Annotated in this window: 17 protein-coding genes; 13 read left to right on the top strand and 4 right to left on the bottom strand. The window is 69.1% G+C overall.

Annotation, left to right across the window (positions count from 1 at the left end; translation table 11 throughout):
• Positions 1-21: 21 nt before the first annotated feature.
• On the top strand, positions 22-870 hold the full coding sequence (locus VK92_RS26725; protein ID WP_021162693.1) for a LysR substrate-binding domain-containing protein: 849 nt from the start codon (positions 22-24) through the stop codon (positions 868-870).
• Positions 871-1,040: 170 nt separating this feature from the next.
• Positions 1,041-1,319 carry a DUF4148 domain-containing protein gene (locus tag VK92_RS26730; RefSeq protein WP_048025418.1) on the top strand — a complete coding sequence of 93 codons (279 nt, stop codon included), beginning with the start codon at positions 1,041-1,043 and terminating at the stop codon, positions 1,317-1,319.
• A gap of 69 nt (positions 1,320-1,388) precedes the next feature.
• Here VK92_RS26730 and VK92_RS26735 read toward each other — a convergent pair whose 3' ends face one another.
• Positions 1,389-2,306, bottom strand: a complete 918-nt coding sequence (locus tag VK92_RS26735; protein ID WP_048025419.1) for a 3-hydroxyacyl-CoA dehydrogenase NAD-binding domain-containing protein — start codon at positions 2,304-2,306, stop codon at positions 1,389-1,391.
• 247 nt (positions 2,307-2,553) lie between these two features.
• On the opposite strand from VK92_RS26735, the gene VK92_RS26740 reads away from it, so the two are divergent.
• Together VK92_RS26740 and VK92_RS26745 are read left to right on the top strand one after the other, a co-directional pair.
• Positions 2,554-2,994 (top strand): Hsp20/alpha crystallin family protein, encoded by a 441-nt coding sequence (locus tag VK92_RS26740; RefSeq protein ID WP_021162690.1) that lies wholly within the window; start codon positions 2,554-2,556, stop codon positions 2,992-2,994.
• Between the two features lie 16 nt (positions 2,995-3,010).
• Positions 3,011-3,421 (top strand): Hsp20/alpha crystallin family protein, encoded by a 411-nt coding sequence (locus tag VK92_RS26745; protein WP_048025420.1) that lies wholly within the window; start codon positions 3,011-3,013, stop codon positions 3,419-3,421.
• A gap of 94 nt (positions 3,422-3,515) precedes the next feature.
• Here the strand turns inward: VK92_RS26745 and VK92_RS26750 are convergent, their stop codons facing one another.
• Both VK92_RS26750 and VK92_RS26755 read right to left on the bottom strand, forming a co-directional pair.
• Positions 3,516-3,851 carry a TFIIB-type zinc ribbon-containing protein gene (locus tag VK92_RS26750; RefSeq protein WP_027787904.1) on the bottom strand — a complete coding sequence of 112 codons (336 nt, stop codon included), beginning with the start codon at positions 3,849-3,851 and terminating at the stop codon, positions 3,516-3,518.
• Between the two features lie 96 nt (positions 3,852-3,947).
• Complete coding sequence (locus tag VK92_RS26755; protein ID WP_048025421.1) at positions 3,948-4,703, bottom strand: TerC family protein; 756 nt, start codon at positions 4,701-4,703, stop codon at positions 3,948-3,950.
• 108 nt (positions 4,704-4,811) lie between these two features.
• On the opposite strand from VK92_RS26755, the gene VK92_RS26760 reads away from it, so the two are divergent.
• Both VK92_RS26760 and VK92_RS26765 read left to right on the top strand, forming a co-directional pair.
• On the top strand, positions 4,812-5,705 hold the full coding sequence (locus VK92_RS26760; protein WP_048025422.1) for a LysR family transcriptional regulator: 894 nt from the start codon (positions 4,812-4,814) through the stop codon (positions 5,703-5,705).
• A gap of 115 nt (positions 5,706-5,820) precedes the next feature.
• Positions 5,821-7,026, top strand: a complete 1,206-nt coding sequence (locus VK92_RS26765; protein WP_048025424.1) for a DUF2242 domain-containing protein — start codon at positions 5,821-5,823, stop codon at positions 7,024-7,026.
• Between the two features lie 193 nt (positions 7,027-7,219).
• Here the strand turns inward: VK92_RS26765 and VK92_RS26770 are convergent, their stop codons facing one another.
• Positions 7,220-8,140, bottom strand: coding sequence for a pyridoxal-phosphate dependent enzyme (locus tag VK92_RS26770; RefSeq protein WP_048028734.1), 921 nt, complete (start codon positions 8,138-8,140; stop codon positions 7,220-7,222).
• A gap of 180 nt (positions 8,141-8,320) precedes the next feature.
• Here VK92_RS26770 and VK92_RS26775 point away from each other — a divergent pair, with 180 nt between their 5' ends.
• The 7 genes from VK92_RS26775 (at position 8,321) to VK92_RS26800 (ending at position 16,345) form a co-directional block, all read left to right on the top strand.
• Positions 8,321-9,232, top strand: coding sequence for a LysR family transcriptional regulator (locus VK92_RS26775; RefSeq protein ID WP_048023670.1), 912 nt, complete (start codon positions 8,321-8,323; stop codon positions 9,230-9,232).
• A 743-nt stretch (positions 9,233-9,975) separates the two neighbouring features.
• The gene (locus tag VK92_RS26780) at positions 9,976-11,181 is read left to right on the top strand and encodes an MFS transporter (RefSeq protein WP_091922273.1); all 1,206 of its coding nucleotides are present in this window, start codon (positions 9,976-9,978) and stop codon (positions 11,179-11,181) included.
• A gap of 7 nt (positions 11,182-11,188) precedes the next feature.
• Entirely contained in the window at positions 11,189-11,500 is a 312-nt protein-coding gene (locus VK92_RS42065; protein ID WP_131723325.1) for a hypothetical protein, read from the top strand.
• Between the two features lie 261 nt (positions 11,501-11,761).
• A complete protein-coding gene (locus VK92_RS26785; protein ID WP_048023674.1) occupies positions 11,762-12,259 on the top strand; it encodes a Csu type fimbrial protein in 498 nt (165 codons plus the stop codon).
• 15 nt (positions 12,260-12,274) lie between these two features.
• Positions 12,275-12,994 (top strand): fimbrial biogenesis chaperone, encoded by a 720-nt coding sequence (locus tag VK92_RS26790; RefSeq protein WP_048023676.1) that lies wholly within the window; start codon positions 12,275-12,277, stop codon positions 12,992-12,994.
• Positions 12,995-13,076: 82 nt separating this feature from the next.
• The gene (locus VK92_RS26795) at positions 13,077-15,386 is read left to right on the top strand and encodes a fimbria/pilus outer membrane usher protein (RefSeq protein WP_423064355.1); all 2,310 of its coding nucleotides are present in this window, start codon (positions 13,077-13,079) and stop codon (positions 15,384-15,386) included.
• Positions 15,383-16,345 (top strand): Csu type fimbrial protein, encoded by a 963-nt coding sequence (locus tag VK92_RS26800; RefSeq protein WP_048023677.1) that lies wholly within the window; start codon positions 15,383-15,385, stop codon positions 16,343-16,345. The genes VK92_RS26795 and VK92_RS26800 overlap by 4 nt, the downstream gene beginning before the upstream one ends.
• Positions 16,346-16,363: the final 18 nt, after the last annotated feature.

The following is a 16,363-nucleotide window of genomic DNA, read 5'->3' on the forward strand; positions in this document are numbered from 1 at the left end:
ACCGATTCAGTGGATTTAGCAATGCGCCCGTTACCGCCCGAGCTGCTGCGCAGCTTCGTCGCCGTCGCCCAGTCCGGCAGCTTCACCGCCGCGTCCGAGCGCGTGAGCCTGTCGCAGTCGACCGTCAGCCAGCATATCCGCCGCCTCGAGGAGCTGCTCGACCGGCCGCTGTTCGAACGCGACACGCGCAACGTGCACCTGTCGCAGCACGGCGACGCGCTGTTCCGCTACGCGGTGCGCATCCTCGAACTGATGGACGAGGCCGTCACGTCGGTGTGCGGGCCGCCGCTGTCGGGCAAGGTGCGGCTCGCGATGTCGGAGGATTTCGCGTCGGCGCACCTGACGGCCGCGCTCGCAAGCTTCGTGCAGCGCAATCCGGAAGTCGAGCTCGCGATCTCGACCGGGCTGTCGGGCGACCTGTTCGACGCGCTCGACGAAGGGCGGCACGATCTCGTGTTCGCGAAGCGCATCGCGGGCAGCCGGCGCGGCCGCGTGATCCGCAGCGAGCCGCTGTACTGGTGCACGGGCCCCGATTCGCGGATCACCGGCCACGAGACCGTGCTGCCGCTCGCGATGCATCCGGAGCCGAGCGTGTCGCGCCGCCGCGTGCTCGAATCGCTCGAAGCCGTCGGGCGGCCGTACCGGATCGCGGTAGTCAGCAGCAGCGTCGCGGTGTTGCGCGCCGCCGCGAGCGCGGGGCTCGGCGTCAGCGCGTTCGCGGGCTACGTGATCCCGGCCGGGCTCGCGCGGCTCGACGCGGGGCTGCCCGAGCTCGGCGAACTCGAGTACGTGATCGACCGGCCGGCGGCCGCGTCGCGATCGACGCTCGCGCTCGAAGCCACGCTGATCACGGCCGCGTCGGAGTTGTAAGCTCACCGGGCACGACGCGCGCACGCGCGGGCGGCCGCGCCCGCAACTGACCGTTCTGCCCGGAACGCGTCATCGTCCGCGCAGCACCCGCTCACGACAATGGGCCCCATCGGAACGCACGGCAGCCGCCGCGCGCATCCGGTGTCCCGTCCCCTTGATCGGAGCACGCCATGAATGTCTTGCGATTCGCCGTCGCGACCGCCGCCGCCGCCCTGCTGTCCCCCGCCTTTGCCCAGACCGATGCCGCTGCGCCCGAACCGGGCCTGACACGCGCGGAAGTCATCGCCCAGCTCAAGCAGGCCTATCTCGACGGTGAACTGCCGACCAACGACGGCAACTACCCGCCGAGCGCCGAGACGCGCGCGCGCAACCGCGAACTCGTGCAGGCCGCAAGCCCGTCGTGGCTTGCCCAGACGCCGCGGGCACCGCAAACGGCCGCGCAGCAGTAGCGGAGCGCGGGCTGACCGATCGCGGTCCGACCGATCGCGGCCCGACCGAAACGCTCCGCCCACGCGCGATCACGGCAGGAAACTGCGGCGCCGCGCGTCGATCAGCTCGACGAGCAGGCGGTCGCGTTCGGCCGCCAGTTCCTGCATCGAACGCTCGCCCTGGATCGCGCGCAATTCGTCGTTCAGCTTGCGATCGACGACCGGGTTGAACGAGGGCGTGCCGAGGTCGTCCCACCAGCTCGTGATCGGCCCCGACAGGTGTTCCAGGAAGTGCGCGATTCCGCCCGCGCCGCCACCCAGGTGATAGGTCAGGCACTGCCCCATCAGCCCCCAGCGCAGGCCGGGCCCCCAGGCGACGGCCTTGTCCGCATCGGCAACGCTCACGACGCCTTCGCCGACGAGGTGATACACCTCGCGGAACAACGCCGCGGCGAGCCGGTTCGCGACGTGGCCGGTCATCTCCTTGTTGAGGACGATCGTCTGCTTGCCGAGCGCATCGTAGAACGCCTTCACGCGCGCGATCACGTCCTGGCCGGTGGCCTCGCCGCCGACCAGCTCGACGAGCGGAATCAGGTGCGGCGGATTGAACGGATGCGCAATCAGGCAACGTTCCGGATGCTTGTCGCACGCGGTCTGGATGTCCGACATTTTCAGGCCCGACGAACTCGACGCGATCGGCACGTGCGCGGGCAGCACGTCGTCCATCTGCCGGTACAGCGCGCGCTTCAGGTCGAGCCGCTCCGGGCCGTTCTCCTGCACGAAGTCGACGCCGTCGAGCGCACGCACGAGATCGGCATCGAACGACAGCCGCGCGGAAAGCTCGGCGGCCCGCTCGCCGAGAAACGCGGCCAGTGCGTCGCGCAGCCGCGCGTCGGCTTGCGGCGCCGGATCGGTCGCGACGACGTCGAAGCCCTGCGTCAGGTAGAAAGCGGCCCAGCTGGCGCCGATCACGCCGGCGCCGACGATCGCGATGCGTCGAATGTCCATGGTTGTCCCGTGTCGTTGGTCTGCAGATAGATCGCGGCGATTGTCGCATCGAACCGCACGGGCCTGCATTGATGCAGATTGTGGATCCCCTCTTGAAATGCGCTGCGGCGGCCACTAATTACGCGTCGTCGGGCAGTGCACCGCACCACGCACTGCCCCCGTTTCGACCCAGTGGAGCCCCCGCGTCGCGCCCGCCGCCGGCGTCGCGCCGTCACGTCTCCCGCGTTCCCTGTTCAGGAGGACTCACATGAGCGGTATCCATTTCGGCAGCGACCTGTTCGACGAATTCGCCCGCGTGCAGCGGCAGGTGGCGAACCTGCTCGGCGATCGTCCGTCCGGCATTCGCGCGGTGCGGCCCGGCGCCTTTCCCGCGCTCAACGTCGGCGCCACCGACAGCGCGATCGAGATCGTCGCGTTCGCGCCCGGCATGGCCGCGGCCGACTTCGACGTGTCGATCGACAAGGACCTGCTGACCATCAGCGGCGAGCGCAAGCCGGCGCCAGGCGGAGAAGGCGACGACCTGCGCACCTATGCGCAGGAGCGCTTTCACGGTGCGTTCCGCCGCGTCGTCGAACTGCCGCGTGACGCGGATCCCGACCAGGTCAGCGCCCGCTACGAAAACGGCTGCCTGCTGATTCGCGTCGGCCGGCGCGAGGCATCGAAGCCGCGCGCGATCACCGTTCAATAATACTCAGGATACCGACATGAATGCGAACCCGACCCTCGCCGAACGCCAATCGAGCACCGTCCACCCCGCTGCCGCCGAAGCGGCGCGCCGGCCCGCGATCACGCCGGCCGTCGACATCGTCGAGAATCACCTCGGCGTCACGCTGCGGGCCGACCTGCCCGGCGTGCCGCGCGAGAACCTCGACGTGAAGGTGCACGACAACACGCTGACGATCGAGGCCGACACGCACCTCGATACGCCGGCCGACCTCCGCGTGCGGCATGCCGAAATCCGCGCGACGCGCTATGCGCGCAGCTTCGTGCTGAGCCCCGACCTCGACACGTCGAGGATCGACGCGAACCTGCGCGACGGCGTGCTGACGCTGACGATTCCGCGCCGCGAGGAAACGCGTCCGCGCCGCATCGACGTGACGGCCGGCAACGCGTAAGCATCGGTGCGCGCCGTCGTCCCGCACGCGTGAAAAAGCCCCGCCGGGCACGCGCCCGGCGGGGCTTTTCAACGACATGACGACATCGGCGGAGTCAGTCGAAGTCGAACAGGTCGAACACCGATTTCCGGCGACGCTGGCCGTCATGCTTGTAACGATCGCCGTGCGAGCGGCCATCGTGCCGGTCCCGGTCGTCGTGAGCGCGGCCGTCGCGCCCCCACCCGCCGTCATGGCCGCGCGGCGCTTGCGCATCGTGCCGCACGGGCGTCTCGTCGCGACGCACCGGCGCGTCGCCGGCTTCGCGCGCGATCAGCTTGTCGAGTTCGCCGCGATCGAGCCATACGCCGCGGCAGGTCGGACAGTAGTCGATTTCGATCGACTGGCGCTCGGCCATCAGCAGGTCGGGCGTCTTGCAGACAGGGCATTTCATCGCGCTTCTCCTTTCCGTGCGAATTTCGTCTGGATGCCGTATGAAACGCGCGAGCCGGGTGCCGCCTGAGCGGCAGCCGGTGTCGCGCGCGGCCGCTCAGCGGCCTTCCGTCCGTGCCGCGCGCTTCGCCTTCGCGCGCCGCGCCAGCATGTTCATGCCCTCGACGAACGCCGAGAACGCCATCGCCGCGTAGATGTAACCCTTCGGCACATGCGAGCCGAAACCTTCGGCGATCAGCGTCATGCCGATCACCACCAGGAACGACAGCGCGAGCATCACGATGGTCGGGTTGCGTTCGATGAAGCGTGCGAGCGGCTGCGCGGCGAACAGCATCACGGAGACGGCGACGATCACCGCGACGAACATGATCGGCACGTGTTCGGTCATGCCGATCGCGGTCACGATGCTGTCGATCGAGAACACGATGTCGAGCATCACGATCTGGCCGATCGCGGCCCACATCGTCAGGCCTGCCGCGCCGCCGGCACCGCCCGCGCCGTCACCGTCGTGCGACACGTGGTGATGGATCTCGGTGGTCGCCTTCCACACGAGGAACAGGCCGCCCGACAGCAGGATCATGTCGCGCCACGAGAACGCATGGTCGAACAGCGTGAACACCGGTTCGGTGAGGCTTGCGATCCACGCGACGCTGCCGAGCAGCGCGAGGCGCATCACCAGCGCGAGCGCGATGCCGAGGCGCTGCGTGCGGGCGCGCTGCGCTTCGGGCAGCTTGTTGCTGAGGATCGAGATGAAGATCAGGTTGTCGATGCCGAGCACGACTTCCATCACGACGAGCGTCAGAAGCGCCGCCCAGACGGCAGGGTCGGCGGCAAGCGTCAGCAGGTAGTCCATGAAATGGGCCGATTCGAAAGTGGAAAGCCCGATGATATGCCGCCCAGAACTTCGTAAAAATCAGAGAGAATCTGATTTTTGGTTCGGTTTTTCCGAAATTACGATCCGATGCTCAATTTCCGACATCTGTACTACTTCTGGGTCGTCGTGAAGGAAGGCGGCTTTGCGCGCGCGGCCGGACGGCTCGACATGGCCGTGCAGACCATCAGCGCGCAGGTGCGCGAGCTCGAGAAGGCGCTCGGGCACCAGTTGCTGCGCCCGGCCGGGCGCAGCGTCGCGATGACCGACGCCGGCCAGGCCGCGTTTGCGCGCGCGGAGGCGATCTTCGAGATGGGACGGCTGATCCCCGACGAAGTGCGCGCGGCGGCCAGCCAGCCGACCGTGCGGCTCGCGGTCGGCCTCGCGGACGGCATCTCCAAGCTTGCCGCGCACGCGATCCTGGCACCCGTGCTGGATACCCCAACGCTGCGGCTGCTGTGCCACGAGGGCGAGCACGACGCGCTGCTCGCGGAGCTCGCGCTGCATCATCTCGATCTCGTGCTGGCCGGCCAGGGCGCACCGTCCGGTTCGAACCTGCGCGTGACGAGCGAGCGGCTCGTCGCGTCGCCGGTCGACTGGTACGGCCCCGCGGCACTCGTCACGCCGGCCGCGCGGGAGCACTTTCCGCAGTGCCTCGCCGAGCTGCCCGTGCTGCTGCCGACCGCACATTCGGCGCTGCGCGCGCGCCTCGACCGGTGGCTGGAAGGTGAGCGGATCGTGCCCCGCGTGGCCGGGGAATTCGAGGACAGCGCGCTGATGGCCGTGTTCGCGGCGCGCGGCCTCGGCGTGTTTCCGCTGAGCGAACTCGGCGCGAACGATGCGTCGCTGCTGCGCGGGTTGCGGCGGCTCGGGCGCGCGGGCGACGTGACCGAGGAGATCCACGCGATCCGTTCGCGGCGCGGCGAACACCATCCGCTGACGTCGCAATTGCTGGACGCGGCGCGCGGCGCGCCGGCCGACTGAAGCGAGTGCGACATCAAACGAAACTATAATGGCGCCCCGGCCTTACGAGATTGCCGCGCGCTTCATCCAGGCACCGCCGTTGCGCGGCCTCTCGCCAAGCCTTCTGAAAGACGCCATGCACAACCGATTTCGCCTGTTTTCCGTTTCGTGCGCGCTCGCGGCCGCGACCGTGCTGGCGGCGTGCTCGTCGCCGCCCAAGCCGATCTACCAGCAGGAACAGTTCGACGCGACGAGCAGCCCGTATGCGCATACGTTCCATTCGAAATCCGACGCGGCCTGCGAGGCCGCGCGGCGCGCGCTGCTGAGCCAGGGTTATGTGGTGTCGTCGTCGCGCAACGATGCGGTCGACGGCAGCAAGAATTTCCAGCCGAACAACGACATGCACGTGGTGATCGAGTTTCACGTCGTGTGTGCGGACGCGAACGCGGACGGCTCGTCGAGCATCGCGTACGTCAACGCGGTGCAGGATCGTTACACGCTGAAGAAGTCGAATACGTCGGCCAGCGTCGGGCTCAGCGTGTTCGGCTCGCTGTCGCTGCCGATCGGGTCGAGCGACGACGCGCTCGTCAAGACCGCCAGCGAGACGATTCCCGCCGGCGTGTTCTATGAGCGCTTCTTCAATCTCGTCGAGCATTTCCTGAAGATCGACCCGGCCCGCCGCGACCGCGCGACCGTCAAGGCCGCCGAGAAGGAACCCGTCACGCCGCTGCCCGAACCCGCGCCGACGCCGCAGGGCGAGCCGATGAAGATGACGACCCCGGCCGTGCCGACGCCGCCCGCGGCGCCGGTGCCGCTTTCGCTGCCGGCCGTCGCCCCCGAATCGGGCGCGCATGCCGTGCCGGCCGCGGCGTCGGCCGTGGTCGCGCCGGCGGCGATGCGTGCTGCCGCGCCGGTGGCCGCGTCGGGTTCGGGTGCGGTACCGGCTTCGGCTTCGGTACCAGCTTCGGCTCCGGTTCCGGCTTCGGTTCCGGCTGCGGGCGCTGCACCGGCTCCAACCACCGCGTCGACGCCCGCACCGGCGATGGCACCTGCAACAGCGTCCGGGGCGGCGTCCACACCGGCATCGGCGCCCGCGCACGCTTCCACGCCTGTTTCCGCTTCCAGTCCGGCATCGACACCCGCCACAGCGGCCTCGGCGCCCGCCGCTTCCCCACCCGCCGCTGCGACGCCAACGCCGGCACCGGCCGCGCCTGCGCCCGTGTCCGCCGCATCGGCCGCCGTACCGGCATCGGCGCCCTCGAGCTCGGCACCCGCGCCTGCCGCGGCCAATCCTGTCGCATCGTCCGCCCCGTCCGGCGCGAGCGCACCGGCCGCAAACTGACCGGCCACCCGTATCGCCGCGCCCGGCCGTAACCGGCGCAGCGCGACGATACGCACCCTTCCCCGTCGTTCCTCGCATGAATTTCCACGCTGGCGGCTGCCTGTCCGTTGCGTAGCCGGCATGGCGACGACGCTTCGCGGCGGGAATACGCGCCAATGCACGCGTTCGCCGTGATCGTCTACGGCCGCGTTACCTACCGCAACGTCGCGCGCAGCGTCTGCAACTGCTCGACGGTCGCCGTCACGCCGCCGCAGACGATCACGGCGATATCCTTCGCCGACGCGAGCACGGGCACCGGCCGCTCGAGCGCAGCCAGCGCGGCACCGCAGGCGGGCTCGACGACGATCCGGTGTTCGTCGACGAAGCGCAGCGACGCGGCCACCGCGTCGGCGTCGGACACGACGACCGGATGAATCTCGTGCCGCGTCGCCCATTCGACCGCCGCGTCGCACGGCCGCTTCGCGCCGAGCGACGTCGCGATGCTCGTGATCGCCGGCAATTCGACCGGGCGCCCCTGCGCGAGCGAGCGCGCATAGCAGTCGGCGCCTTCCGTTTCGGCCGCGACCACCGGCACGTCGTGCCAGCCGTTGCGCGCCAGCCCTTCGAGCACGCCGCACAGCAGCCCGCCGCCACCGACCGCGAGCACGACCGCGTCGGGCTTCGGGCCGGCCGCCGCCATCTCGTCGATCATCGTCGCGTGGCCCTGCCACAGCACGCGGTCGTCGAACGGGTGCACGAACGCATCGTGCTCGCCGAGCGTCGACTGCGCGAACGCGTTCGCCTCGGCCCAGCTCGGGCCGTGCACGATCAGCTCCGCGCCCTCGACACGGATCAGGTCGCGGGCGCGGGCCGATGCGCTTTCCGGCACGACGACGCGTACCGGCACGCCAAGTACGCGGCCGCAATAGGCGACCGCGATGCCCGCGTTGCCGCCCGACGACGACACGAACCGCCGCGCGCCGGCCGCGTGCCGCGCTTCGCAGACGGCACCGATGCCGCGCAGCTTGAACGAGCCCGACGGCTGCAGCGCATCGAGCTTCAGCCGGATGGTCCTGCCGAGCCGGCGGGACGCGATTTGCGAGCGGATATAGGGGGTCGGGATATGAAGCGGCATGGGGACGGAACCAATGGGAATAGAGGCGAACGGAAGAAACTCGCGGAAGAAGCGCACGCGACGCGCGAGGGCGAGCGGCGATGACGGCCATCGTACGGCAGGCTCTCCATGCTTTCCAATACCATTGCATGGCACTTGCTATGCTTCACAGGTATATCAACAAACCGGAACGGATACCGCATGCGCCAGATCGAATTGCGTCACCTGCGCTACTTCGTCGCCGTCGCACAAGCCGGCAGCGTGATGGCGGGCGCCCGTGCGGCCGGCATCGTCCAGCCCGCGCTGTCGCGGCAGATCCGCGAACTCGAGGACGCGATCGGCACGCCGCTGCTGATCCGCCGCACAACGGGCGTCACGCTCACGGCGGCCGGCACGAGCTTCCTTCAGGACGCGACCGGCCTGCTCGCGACATTGCAGGACAGCCGTGAGCGTGCGCTGCGCAGCGCGGCCGGCCAGCTGGGCGAACTACGGCTCGGCGCGTTGCCGAACTGCCTGCCGTTGCCCGTCGTCGCGAACGTCCTCAGGGCGTTTCGCGATGCCTGCCCCGACGTCAAGCTGTCGATCGCGCCGATGCTGTCGGCCGAACAGGCGAACGCGCTGGTGCGCGGCCAGCTCGACGGCGGCATCATGGCGTGGCGCCGCGACGAGGCGCCGCACCTGTCCGGCGTACGGTTGCTGAGCGACCGCTTCGTGCTGGCGATGCCCGCGCCGCCGGGCGGACACTTCACCGCGCCGCGCACGCTGGCCGACGTCGCGAACGAGCCGTTCGTGTGGTTCGACGCGCAGCGCTCCGCCGCGCATCACCGGTTCCTGATGACACAGTGCCGGCAGGCCGGCTTCACGCCGCGCATCGCGCAGGTCGGCAGCGACATCCCGACGCTGATCGGCCTCGTCGCGGCCGGAATGGGCTGTGCGTTCGTGCCGGAAAGCGCGTCGCCGACCTGCCCGCACACGGTCAGGCTCGTCGCGCTCGACGAACTCGCGAGCCGCTTCGACATCGAGTTCGTGTTCGACGGCGCCGCCGTGCCGCCGTCACCCGTCGTCGCGCGGTTTCTGGCGGCCGTGCGCGATGCGGCCGGCGAAGCGAACTGACCGGGCGCGGTTCGACCGAAGACGCGTCCGCCCTACGATTCGCGCAGCCGAATTCGCCCCGTCGATCCACGACCGGATGCCTCTCCGTCAAACCGCCGGTTCGACTGGCCTGACGTACTAATCACCCGCATCCCTTGCGCTAAACATCTTTCAAAACGCCGACGTGAGACGCCGCAGCGCCGGTGTTTTTAAATTGACACCCAAAACGGCCGTTTAACGCCGGTTCGAATTGTCACGCGTCGAAATATACTTCGCGCGCATCCAACCCTCGTGCCAAAGAGAGGATGCGTTTCTGCCCCGGTCACGGTCCCCCTGTGGCCGGGGCTTTTTTTGCCTGCACGCCTTGTCTGCCAAGGGTTTCCGGTGGTGACGCGACGCTCGCGCCGTGCGATGGCCGTCACCTCGCCGGCCCGCCGGATCCACGCCGCCGGACGGGCGGCGGACGGCTTCCGGGCCACCCGGGCGAAAAAGGGCAAAACGGGTATCTGTCCACGTCGAACCGCTCATGGATCGCGCTATCCCGGTCGAGAGTCACCCGCCAATCTTTACAAAAAGCCTTCGAAAAAAAGCCCCCCACTCGTTCGCCCGCGCCGCCTGCCGGTTTCGCTGCACGCTGCATTGTTGAAATGAAATCAAGATAATTTCGTCCGGATACGGCTTTTTCCGCAAAAGTGAAGCAGGCACACTTCGCACTGTCCTCAATGGCCCCGTGCCGTTGTTTCCCGATTACAGGAGCACATCGCGTGAACCCCACGACTTCCTCTCCTTCCCGCCCGGGCGGCGGCGCCGCGCTGCCGCTGCTGGCACTCGCCGCCGGTGCGTTCGGCATCGGTACGACCGAGTTCTCGCCGATGGGCCTGCTGCCGGTGATCGCCGACGGCGTGCACGTGTCGATTCCGCAAGCCGGCATGCTGATCAGTGCTTACGCGATCGGCGTGATGGTCGGCGCGCCGCTGATGACGCTGCTGCTCGCGCGCTGGTCGCGCCGCTCGGCGCTGATCGCGCTGATGTCGATCTTCACGATCGGCAACCTGTTGTCGGCACTCGCGCCCGGCTACACGACGCTGCTGCTCGCCCGCCTCGTGACGAGCCTCAACCACGGCGCCTTCTTCGGGCTCGGCTCGGTGGTCGCGGCCAGCCTCGTGCCGCGCGAAAAGCAGGCCAGCGCGGTCGCGACGATGTTCATGGGTCTCACGATCGCGAACGTCGGCGGCGTGCCGGCCGCGACCTGGCTCGGCCAGATCATCGGCTGGCGCATGTCGTTCGCGGCGACCGCGGGCCTCGGCCTGGTGGCGATCGCGGGGCTGTTCGCCGCGCTGCCGAAGGGCGAAGCCGGCAAGATGCCCGACCTGCGCGCCGAACTCTCGGTGCTGACGCGCCCCGTCGTGCTCGGCGCGCTCGGCACGACCGTGCTCGGCGCCGGCGCGATGTTCACGCTCTACACGTATGTCGCACCGACGCTCGAGCACCTGACCGGCGCCACGCCCGGCTTCGTGACCGCGATGCTGGTGCTGATCGGCGTCGGCTTCTCGATCGGCAACATCGCGGGCGGGCGTCTGGCCGACCGCTCGCTCGACGGCACGCTGATCGGTTTCCTGCTGCTGCTGATCGCAACGATGGTCGCGTTCCCGGTGCTCGCCAGCACGCATGCCGGCGCCGCCGTCACGCTGCTCGTGTGGGGCATCGCGACGTTCGCGGTCGTGCCGCCGCTGCAGATGCGCGTGATGCGGGCGGCCCACGAGGCGCCGGGCCTTGCGTCGGCCGTCAACATCGGCGCGTTCAACCTCGGCAACGCACTCGGCGCGGCCGCCGGCGGCGCGGCGATCTCGGCGGGCTTCGGGTATGCGGCCGTGCCGCTCGTCGGCGGGCTGATCGCCGCGGCCGGCCTCGCGCTCGTCTTCCTGCAGATCGCGCAACAGCGCCGCGCACCGGCCGCCGCGAATTCGTAATCGCGACATGCCGTCCACCGGCGACGAATGCCGGATCACCCCCCGCACCGGAACACGTTCGCGGCCGCTCGATGCGGCCGCGCTCGTTTTCAACCGTCAATTCCACTTCATTCGATCTTCAAGCCCGAATATCCGGAATATCCGCGAATCCCGTTTCGACAAGAATAAAATTCTCTTGCGAATTGCCGAAATCAACCCAATCCCCTTGAATGATTCATTTTTCATTCTCTCAATTCCGCCAGATTCATCAATCAACCATTCCGTACAGGCTGATTCACCCCGCCCGCTCGGGCAAAAATCACGGCCGAATCCGGCATGATTCATGAAGTACTTGCTACATCGCAGGAATATATTTCATTCAATTCGCGCATTGAAATCACAAATCGCAATGCTTCCAGACTTTATTTACTCAACACCCAATCCAGATGTAACAAAATGAAACAGGCTCGATTTTAATATTGAAAGAATTGCCGGTTCGTATCAGCATCTGCGATACCGTGGCCTGCGAAGCGCGGCATAAATCCAACGAAAATTCGATCGATGAGGGATCTGCGTGAAAGTCGCCATCGTATCCACCACATTGTCGCTCGCGCTGTCAGTCGGCCTTTCGACGCCCGCCGCAGACGCCGCCATCTATTCGAACGGCACGTCGACCGCCACCTTCAACGTCACGCTCACGCTGCAACCGAACTGCACGATCACGGCGAACCCGCTGGCCTTCGGCACGAACGGCGTGCTGTCCGCCGCGATCAACCAGCAGACGACCTTGAGCGTCACCTGCACCAACACGACGCCGTACAACGTCGGTCTCGACGCGGGCCTGGTCACGGGGTCGACCGTCGCGAACCGGCTGATGGCCGGCACGGCGACCGGCAACACGACGACGACGGTCGGCTTCCAGCTCTACCAGGACGCCGGACGGACGACGATCTGGGGCAACACGCAAGGCACGGACACCGTGGCCGGCACCGGCACGGGGTCCGCACAGTCCTTCACCGTCTACGGACAGGTGCCCACGCAAGCCACGCCGAAGCCGGACACTTATCAGACGACCATCACCGCAACCGCCTACTTCTGACCGGCGCTGCTTCCCATGTCCGCATTACGTCGAACGCTCGCCGCGCTGCTGTGCGCGGCCGGCGCCGCGCACGCCGCGTCGCTGCAGATTTCCCCCGTCACGATCGAATTCGGCGCCGACGACACGGCCACCGGCATCACGCTCCGCAATCCGGGCGAGCGCCCGGTGTACGGGCAGGTGCGCGTGTTCCGCTGGGATCAGGCCAATGGCGAGGATGCGTTGACGCCCACCCAGGATCTGCTCGCCAGCCCGCCGCTGATCGAGGTCGGCAAGCAGGCCGAGCAGCTGATCCGCGTCGTGCGCGCTTCGCGTACGCCGGCCGGTACCGAGCAGACCTACCGGCTGCTGATCGACGAGTTGCCGCAGCCCGGCGAGGCACCGGCCAACGGCGTGTCGATCCGGCTGCGCTATTCGATTCCGGTGTTCGTCGAGCCGGCCGCCAGCGGCGCGCCGCAGCTCGACTGGGCGCTCCTGCGCAGCAACGGCGGCTGGGTGCTGCGCGTGCACAACGGCGGCACGCGGCGCGCGCAACTCGCGTCGGTCGAACTCGTGACCGGCGACGGGCGCGCGTACCCGCTCACGCGCGGGCTGCTCGGCTACGCGCTCGCGGGCCGAACCGGCCAGTGGAGCGTGCCGCTGCCGGCCGGCGTCGCGCTCGGCGGCAAGGTCACGGTGCGGGCGGCCGTCAATTCGCAGCCGGCCAGTGCGGTCGTCGCGGTGGAGCCGCCGGGCTAGACCGCCGGTGCGCCGCCCGGCCTCTCCCCCTTCGCCACGCGCCGGCATGGCCCCGGCCAATGGACGCGGAGCGCCGCGCCGCTTGCCGCGCGCCGTGCTCGCGGCCGTCGTGGCCGGCGGCCTGCTCGCATTCGGCCCGGTGCGCGCTGACGAACTCCCGGTGCTCGTGATGACCGACGGCACGCACGACGTGATCCTCGAAGTCAGCGTCAACGGCGAAAACACGACGCTGCTCGCGCACTTCCGCGAACGCGACGGCCACCTGTCGGCGAGCGGCGCCGACCTGCGCACGATCGGCGTTGCCACCGACCGGCTCGGCCTCGCCGACGCGGCGACGGTCAACCTCGACGCGATCCCCGGCCTGCGCTACCGCTACGACGCGGCACGCCAGAGCGTCGACCTGCAGATGCCCGACTCGCTGCGCCGGCCGTACGCGGTCGACAGCCGTGCGTTGCCGCCCACGCAGGCGGCCAGCGCGTCGCGCGGCGTCGCGATCAACTACGAGGCGTACGCGCAGACGATCGGCGACCGGCAGTACTCGCTCTACACCGACGTGCGCTACTTCGATCCGGGCGGCGTGTTCGACACCACGGGCGCCGCGACCTTCTACAACGGCCAGCGGCGCTACACGCGCTTCGATACGTCATGGAGCCGCTCGGACCCGGCGCGGCCAGGCACGACACAGATCGGCGACACGATCTCGGGGTCGCTCGCGTGGACGCGCTCGGTGCGCATCGGCGGCTTCCAGTGGCGCAGCAACTTCGCGCTGCGCCCCGATCTCGTCACGTTCCCGATCCCGTCGCTCGCGGGCTCCGCCGCCGTCCCCTCGGCCGTCGACCTGTACATCAACAACGTGCGCCAGTACACCGGCAACGTGCCGAGCGGCCCGTTCCTCATCCATGACGTGCCGGGCATCAGGGGTGCCGGCCAGGCGACCGTCATCACGCGCGACGCGCTCGGCCGCACCGTCGCGACCTCCGTGCCGCTCTACGTCGATACACGCATGCTGTCCGCCGGGCTGTCGAGCTATTCGTTCGAAGCCGGCTTCCTGCGCCGCCACTACGGGCTGCAGTCGTTCGACTACGACGCACGGCCGGCCGCCAGCGGCTCGATGCGGCGCGGCGTCACCGACGTGCTGACCGTCGAGGGGCATGCGGAAGCGACCAGCGGCGTGCTCAACGCCGGCGTCGGCGCGCTGCTGCGGCTCGGCTACGCGGGCGTCGTGAGCGGCGCGGTCGCGGGCAGCGCCGGCCGCTTTCCGGGCACGCAGGTGAGCGTGGGCTACCAGCTGATCGAGCCGCGCTTCTCGATCAACGCGCAGACGATCCGCGCGTTCGGCCGCTACGGCGACCTGGCATCGCGCGACGGCGCGACGGCGCCGGCGGCGACCGACCAGGCGACGCTCGCGCTGCCGTTCATGCACCGCCAGACCCTGTCGCTCAGCTATATCGGCTTCCGGATGCCGCAAGGCCCGGGTACGCGGATCGGCACGGTGTCGTACACGCTGGGCTTCGGCGATCTCGCGTCGCTGAGCGTGAGCGCGTACCGCGACTTCGCGCAGCAGGGTGCGAACGGCGCGTTCGTGTCGCTGAACATCGGGCTCGGCCGCAACACGTCGATCAACACGACCGTCGGCCGCCAGCGCGGCCAGTCGAACTACACCATCGACGCGAGCCGGCCGCCCGACTACGGCGGCGGCTGGGGCTGGGGCGTGCAGACGGGCGGCACGGGCGCGGTGCCCTACCGGCAGGCGCAACTGCGGTATCTCGGCCACGCGGGCGAAGTCATCGCGGCCGCGCAGCAGATCGACCGGCAGGCCGGCGCGTCGCTCGACGTGAGCGGCGCGCTCGTGTTCATGGACAGCAGCCTGCAGGTGTCGCGCCGCATCGACGACGGCTTCGCGCTCGTGTCGACCGACGGCGTCGCGGGCATTCCGGTGCTGCACGAGAACCGCGTGATCGGCACGACCGACCGCGCGGGGCACCTGCTCGTGCCCGACCTGAACGCGTACCAGAACAACCAGATCGCGATCGACTCGATGAAGCTGCCCGCCGATGCGCGGATCGCCCGCACGTCGATGACGGTCGTGCCGCAGGCGCAATCGGGTGTCGTCGCGCATTTCGGCGTGTCGCGCTATCGCGCGGCGTCGGTGATCCTGCGCGACGCCGAGGGCCGGCCGCTGCCGGCCGGCGCGCGCGTGCACCACGCCGAAAGCGGCGCGGATACGATCGTCGGCTACGACGGGCTCACGTTCATCGACGGGCTGAAGGAGGACAACCACCTCGTGATCGACTCCGGCACGCAGCGCTGCATCACGGAATTCGCGTTCACCGCGCCCGGCGACGGCACGCTGCCGACCCTCGGGCCCCTCACCTGCCGGGCGGCGCCATGAGGCTCGCGCTGCTGCTCGTCATCGCGTTCGCCGCGTGGTGCGGCGTGCCGCATCACGCGCGGGCCGAGTCCTGCACGGCCACGGCGTCGACGGTCAGTTTCGGATCGGTCAGCCCGATCTCCAACGCGCCGGTCACCGCGACCGGCACCGTCAGCGTCACCTGCACGTGGTCGGCCGTCTCGCTGGTGCCGAACGTGCTCGTATGCCTGAACCTCGGCGGCACGAGCCCGCGCAGCCTCGTCAACGGCACGAACGCGATGCAGTACGACCTCTATCTCGACGGCGGACATTCGGTCGCGTGGGGCTCCGTGTATTCCGGCACGACACCGACGTCCGTCACGCTCGCCAAACCCGCGCTCGGCACGAGCGCGTCCGCGACGGTCACCGTGTACGGACAGATCACCGGAAACCAGCCGACCGTGCCGACGACCGGCAACAGCACCACGACCTATTCGCAGCAGTTCGGCGGCAACACGACATCGATCAACACCGGGTTCTACCTGCTCGTCGCGCCGACCTGCGCATCGCTGACGACGTCGAGCGGCACCTTCCCGTTCGGCGCGACGGCGGACGTCATCAACAACTGCAACATCAACGCGACCAACGTGAGCTTCGGCACCGCGAGCATCCTGTCGGGCACGCTCGCGGCGACGGGGACGATCACCGCGCAATGCACCAACGGCGACGCGTGGAAAATCGCGCTGAGCAGCGGCGGCAGCGGCGACGTGACGGCGCGCCAGATGAAGCGCAGCGGTGGTGGCGGGACGATCGGTTACGGGCTGTATACGGACGCCGCGCACTCGATCCGATGGGGCGACGGCACAGGCGGCAGCGCGACGGTCACGGGCGTCGGCACGGGCACGTCGCAGGTCGTGACCGTGTACGGCGCGGTGCCGGCACAGACCACGCCCGCGCCCGGCAGCTACAGCGACACGATCACCGCGACGATCAGTTTCTAGCGTTCAACGGCATGAACG

This window comes from Burkholderia sp. LK4 (assembly GCF_001043615.1).
In the GTDB taxonomy this organism is placed as follows: domain Bacteria; phylum Pseudomonadota; class Gammaproteobacteria; order Burkholderiales; family Burkholderiaceae; genus Burkholderia; species Burkholderia cepacia.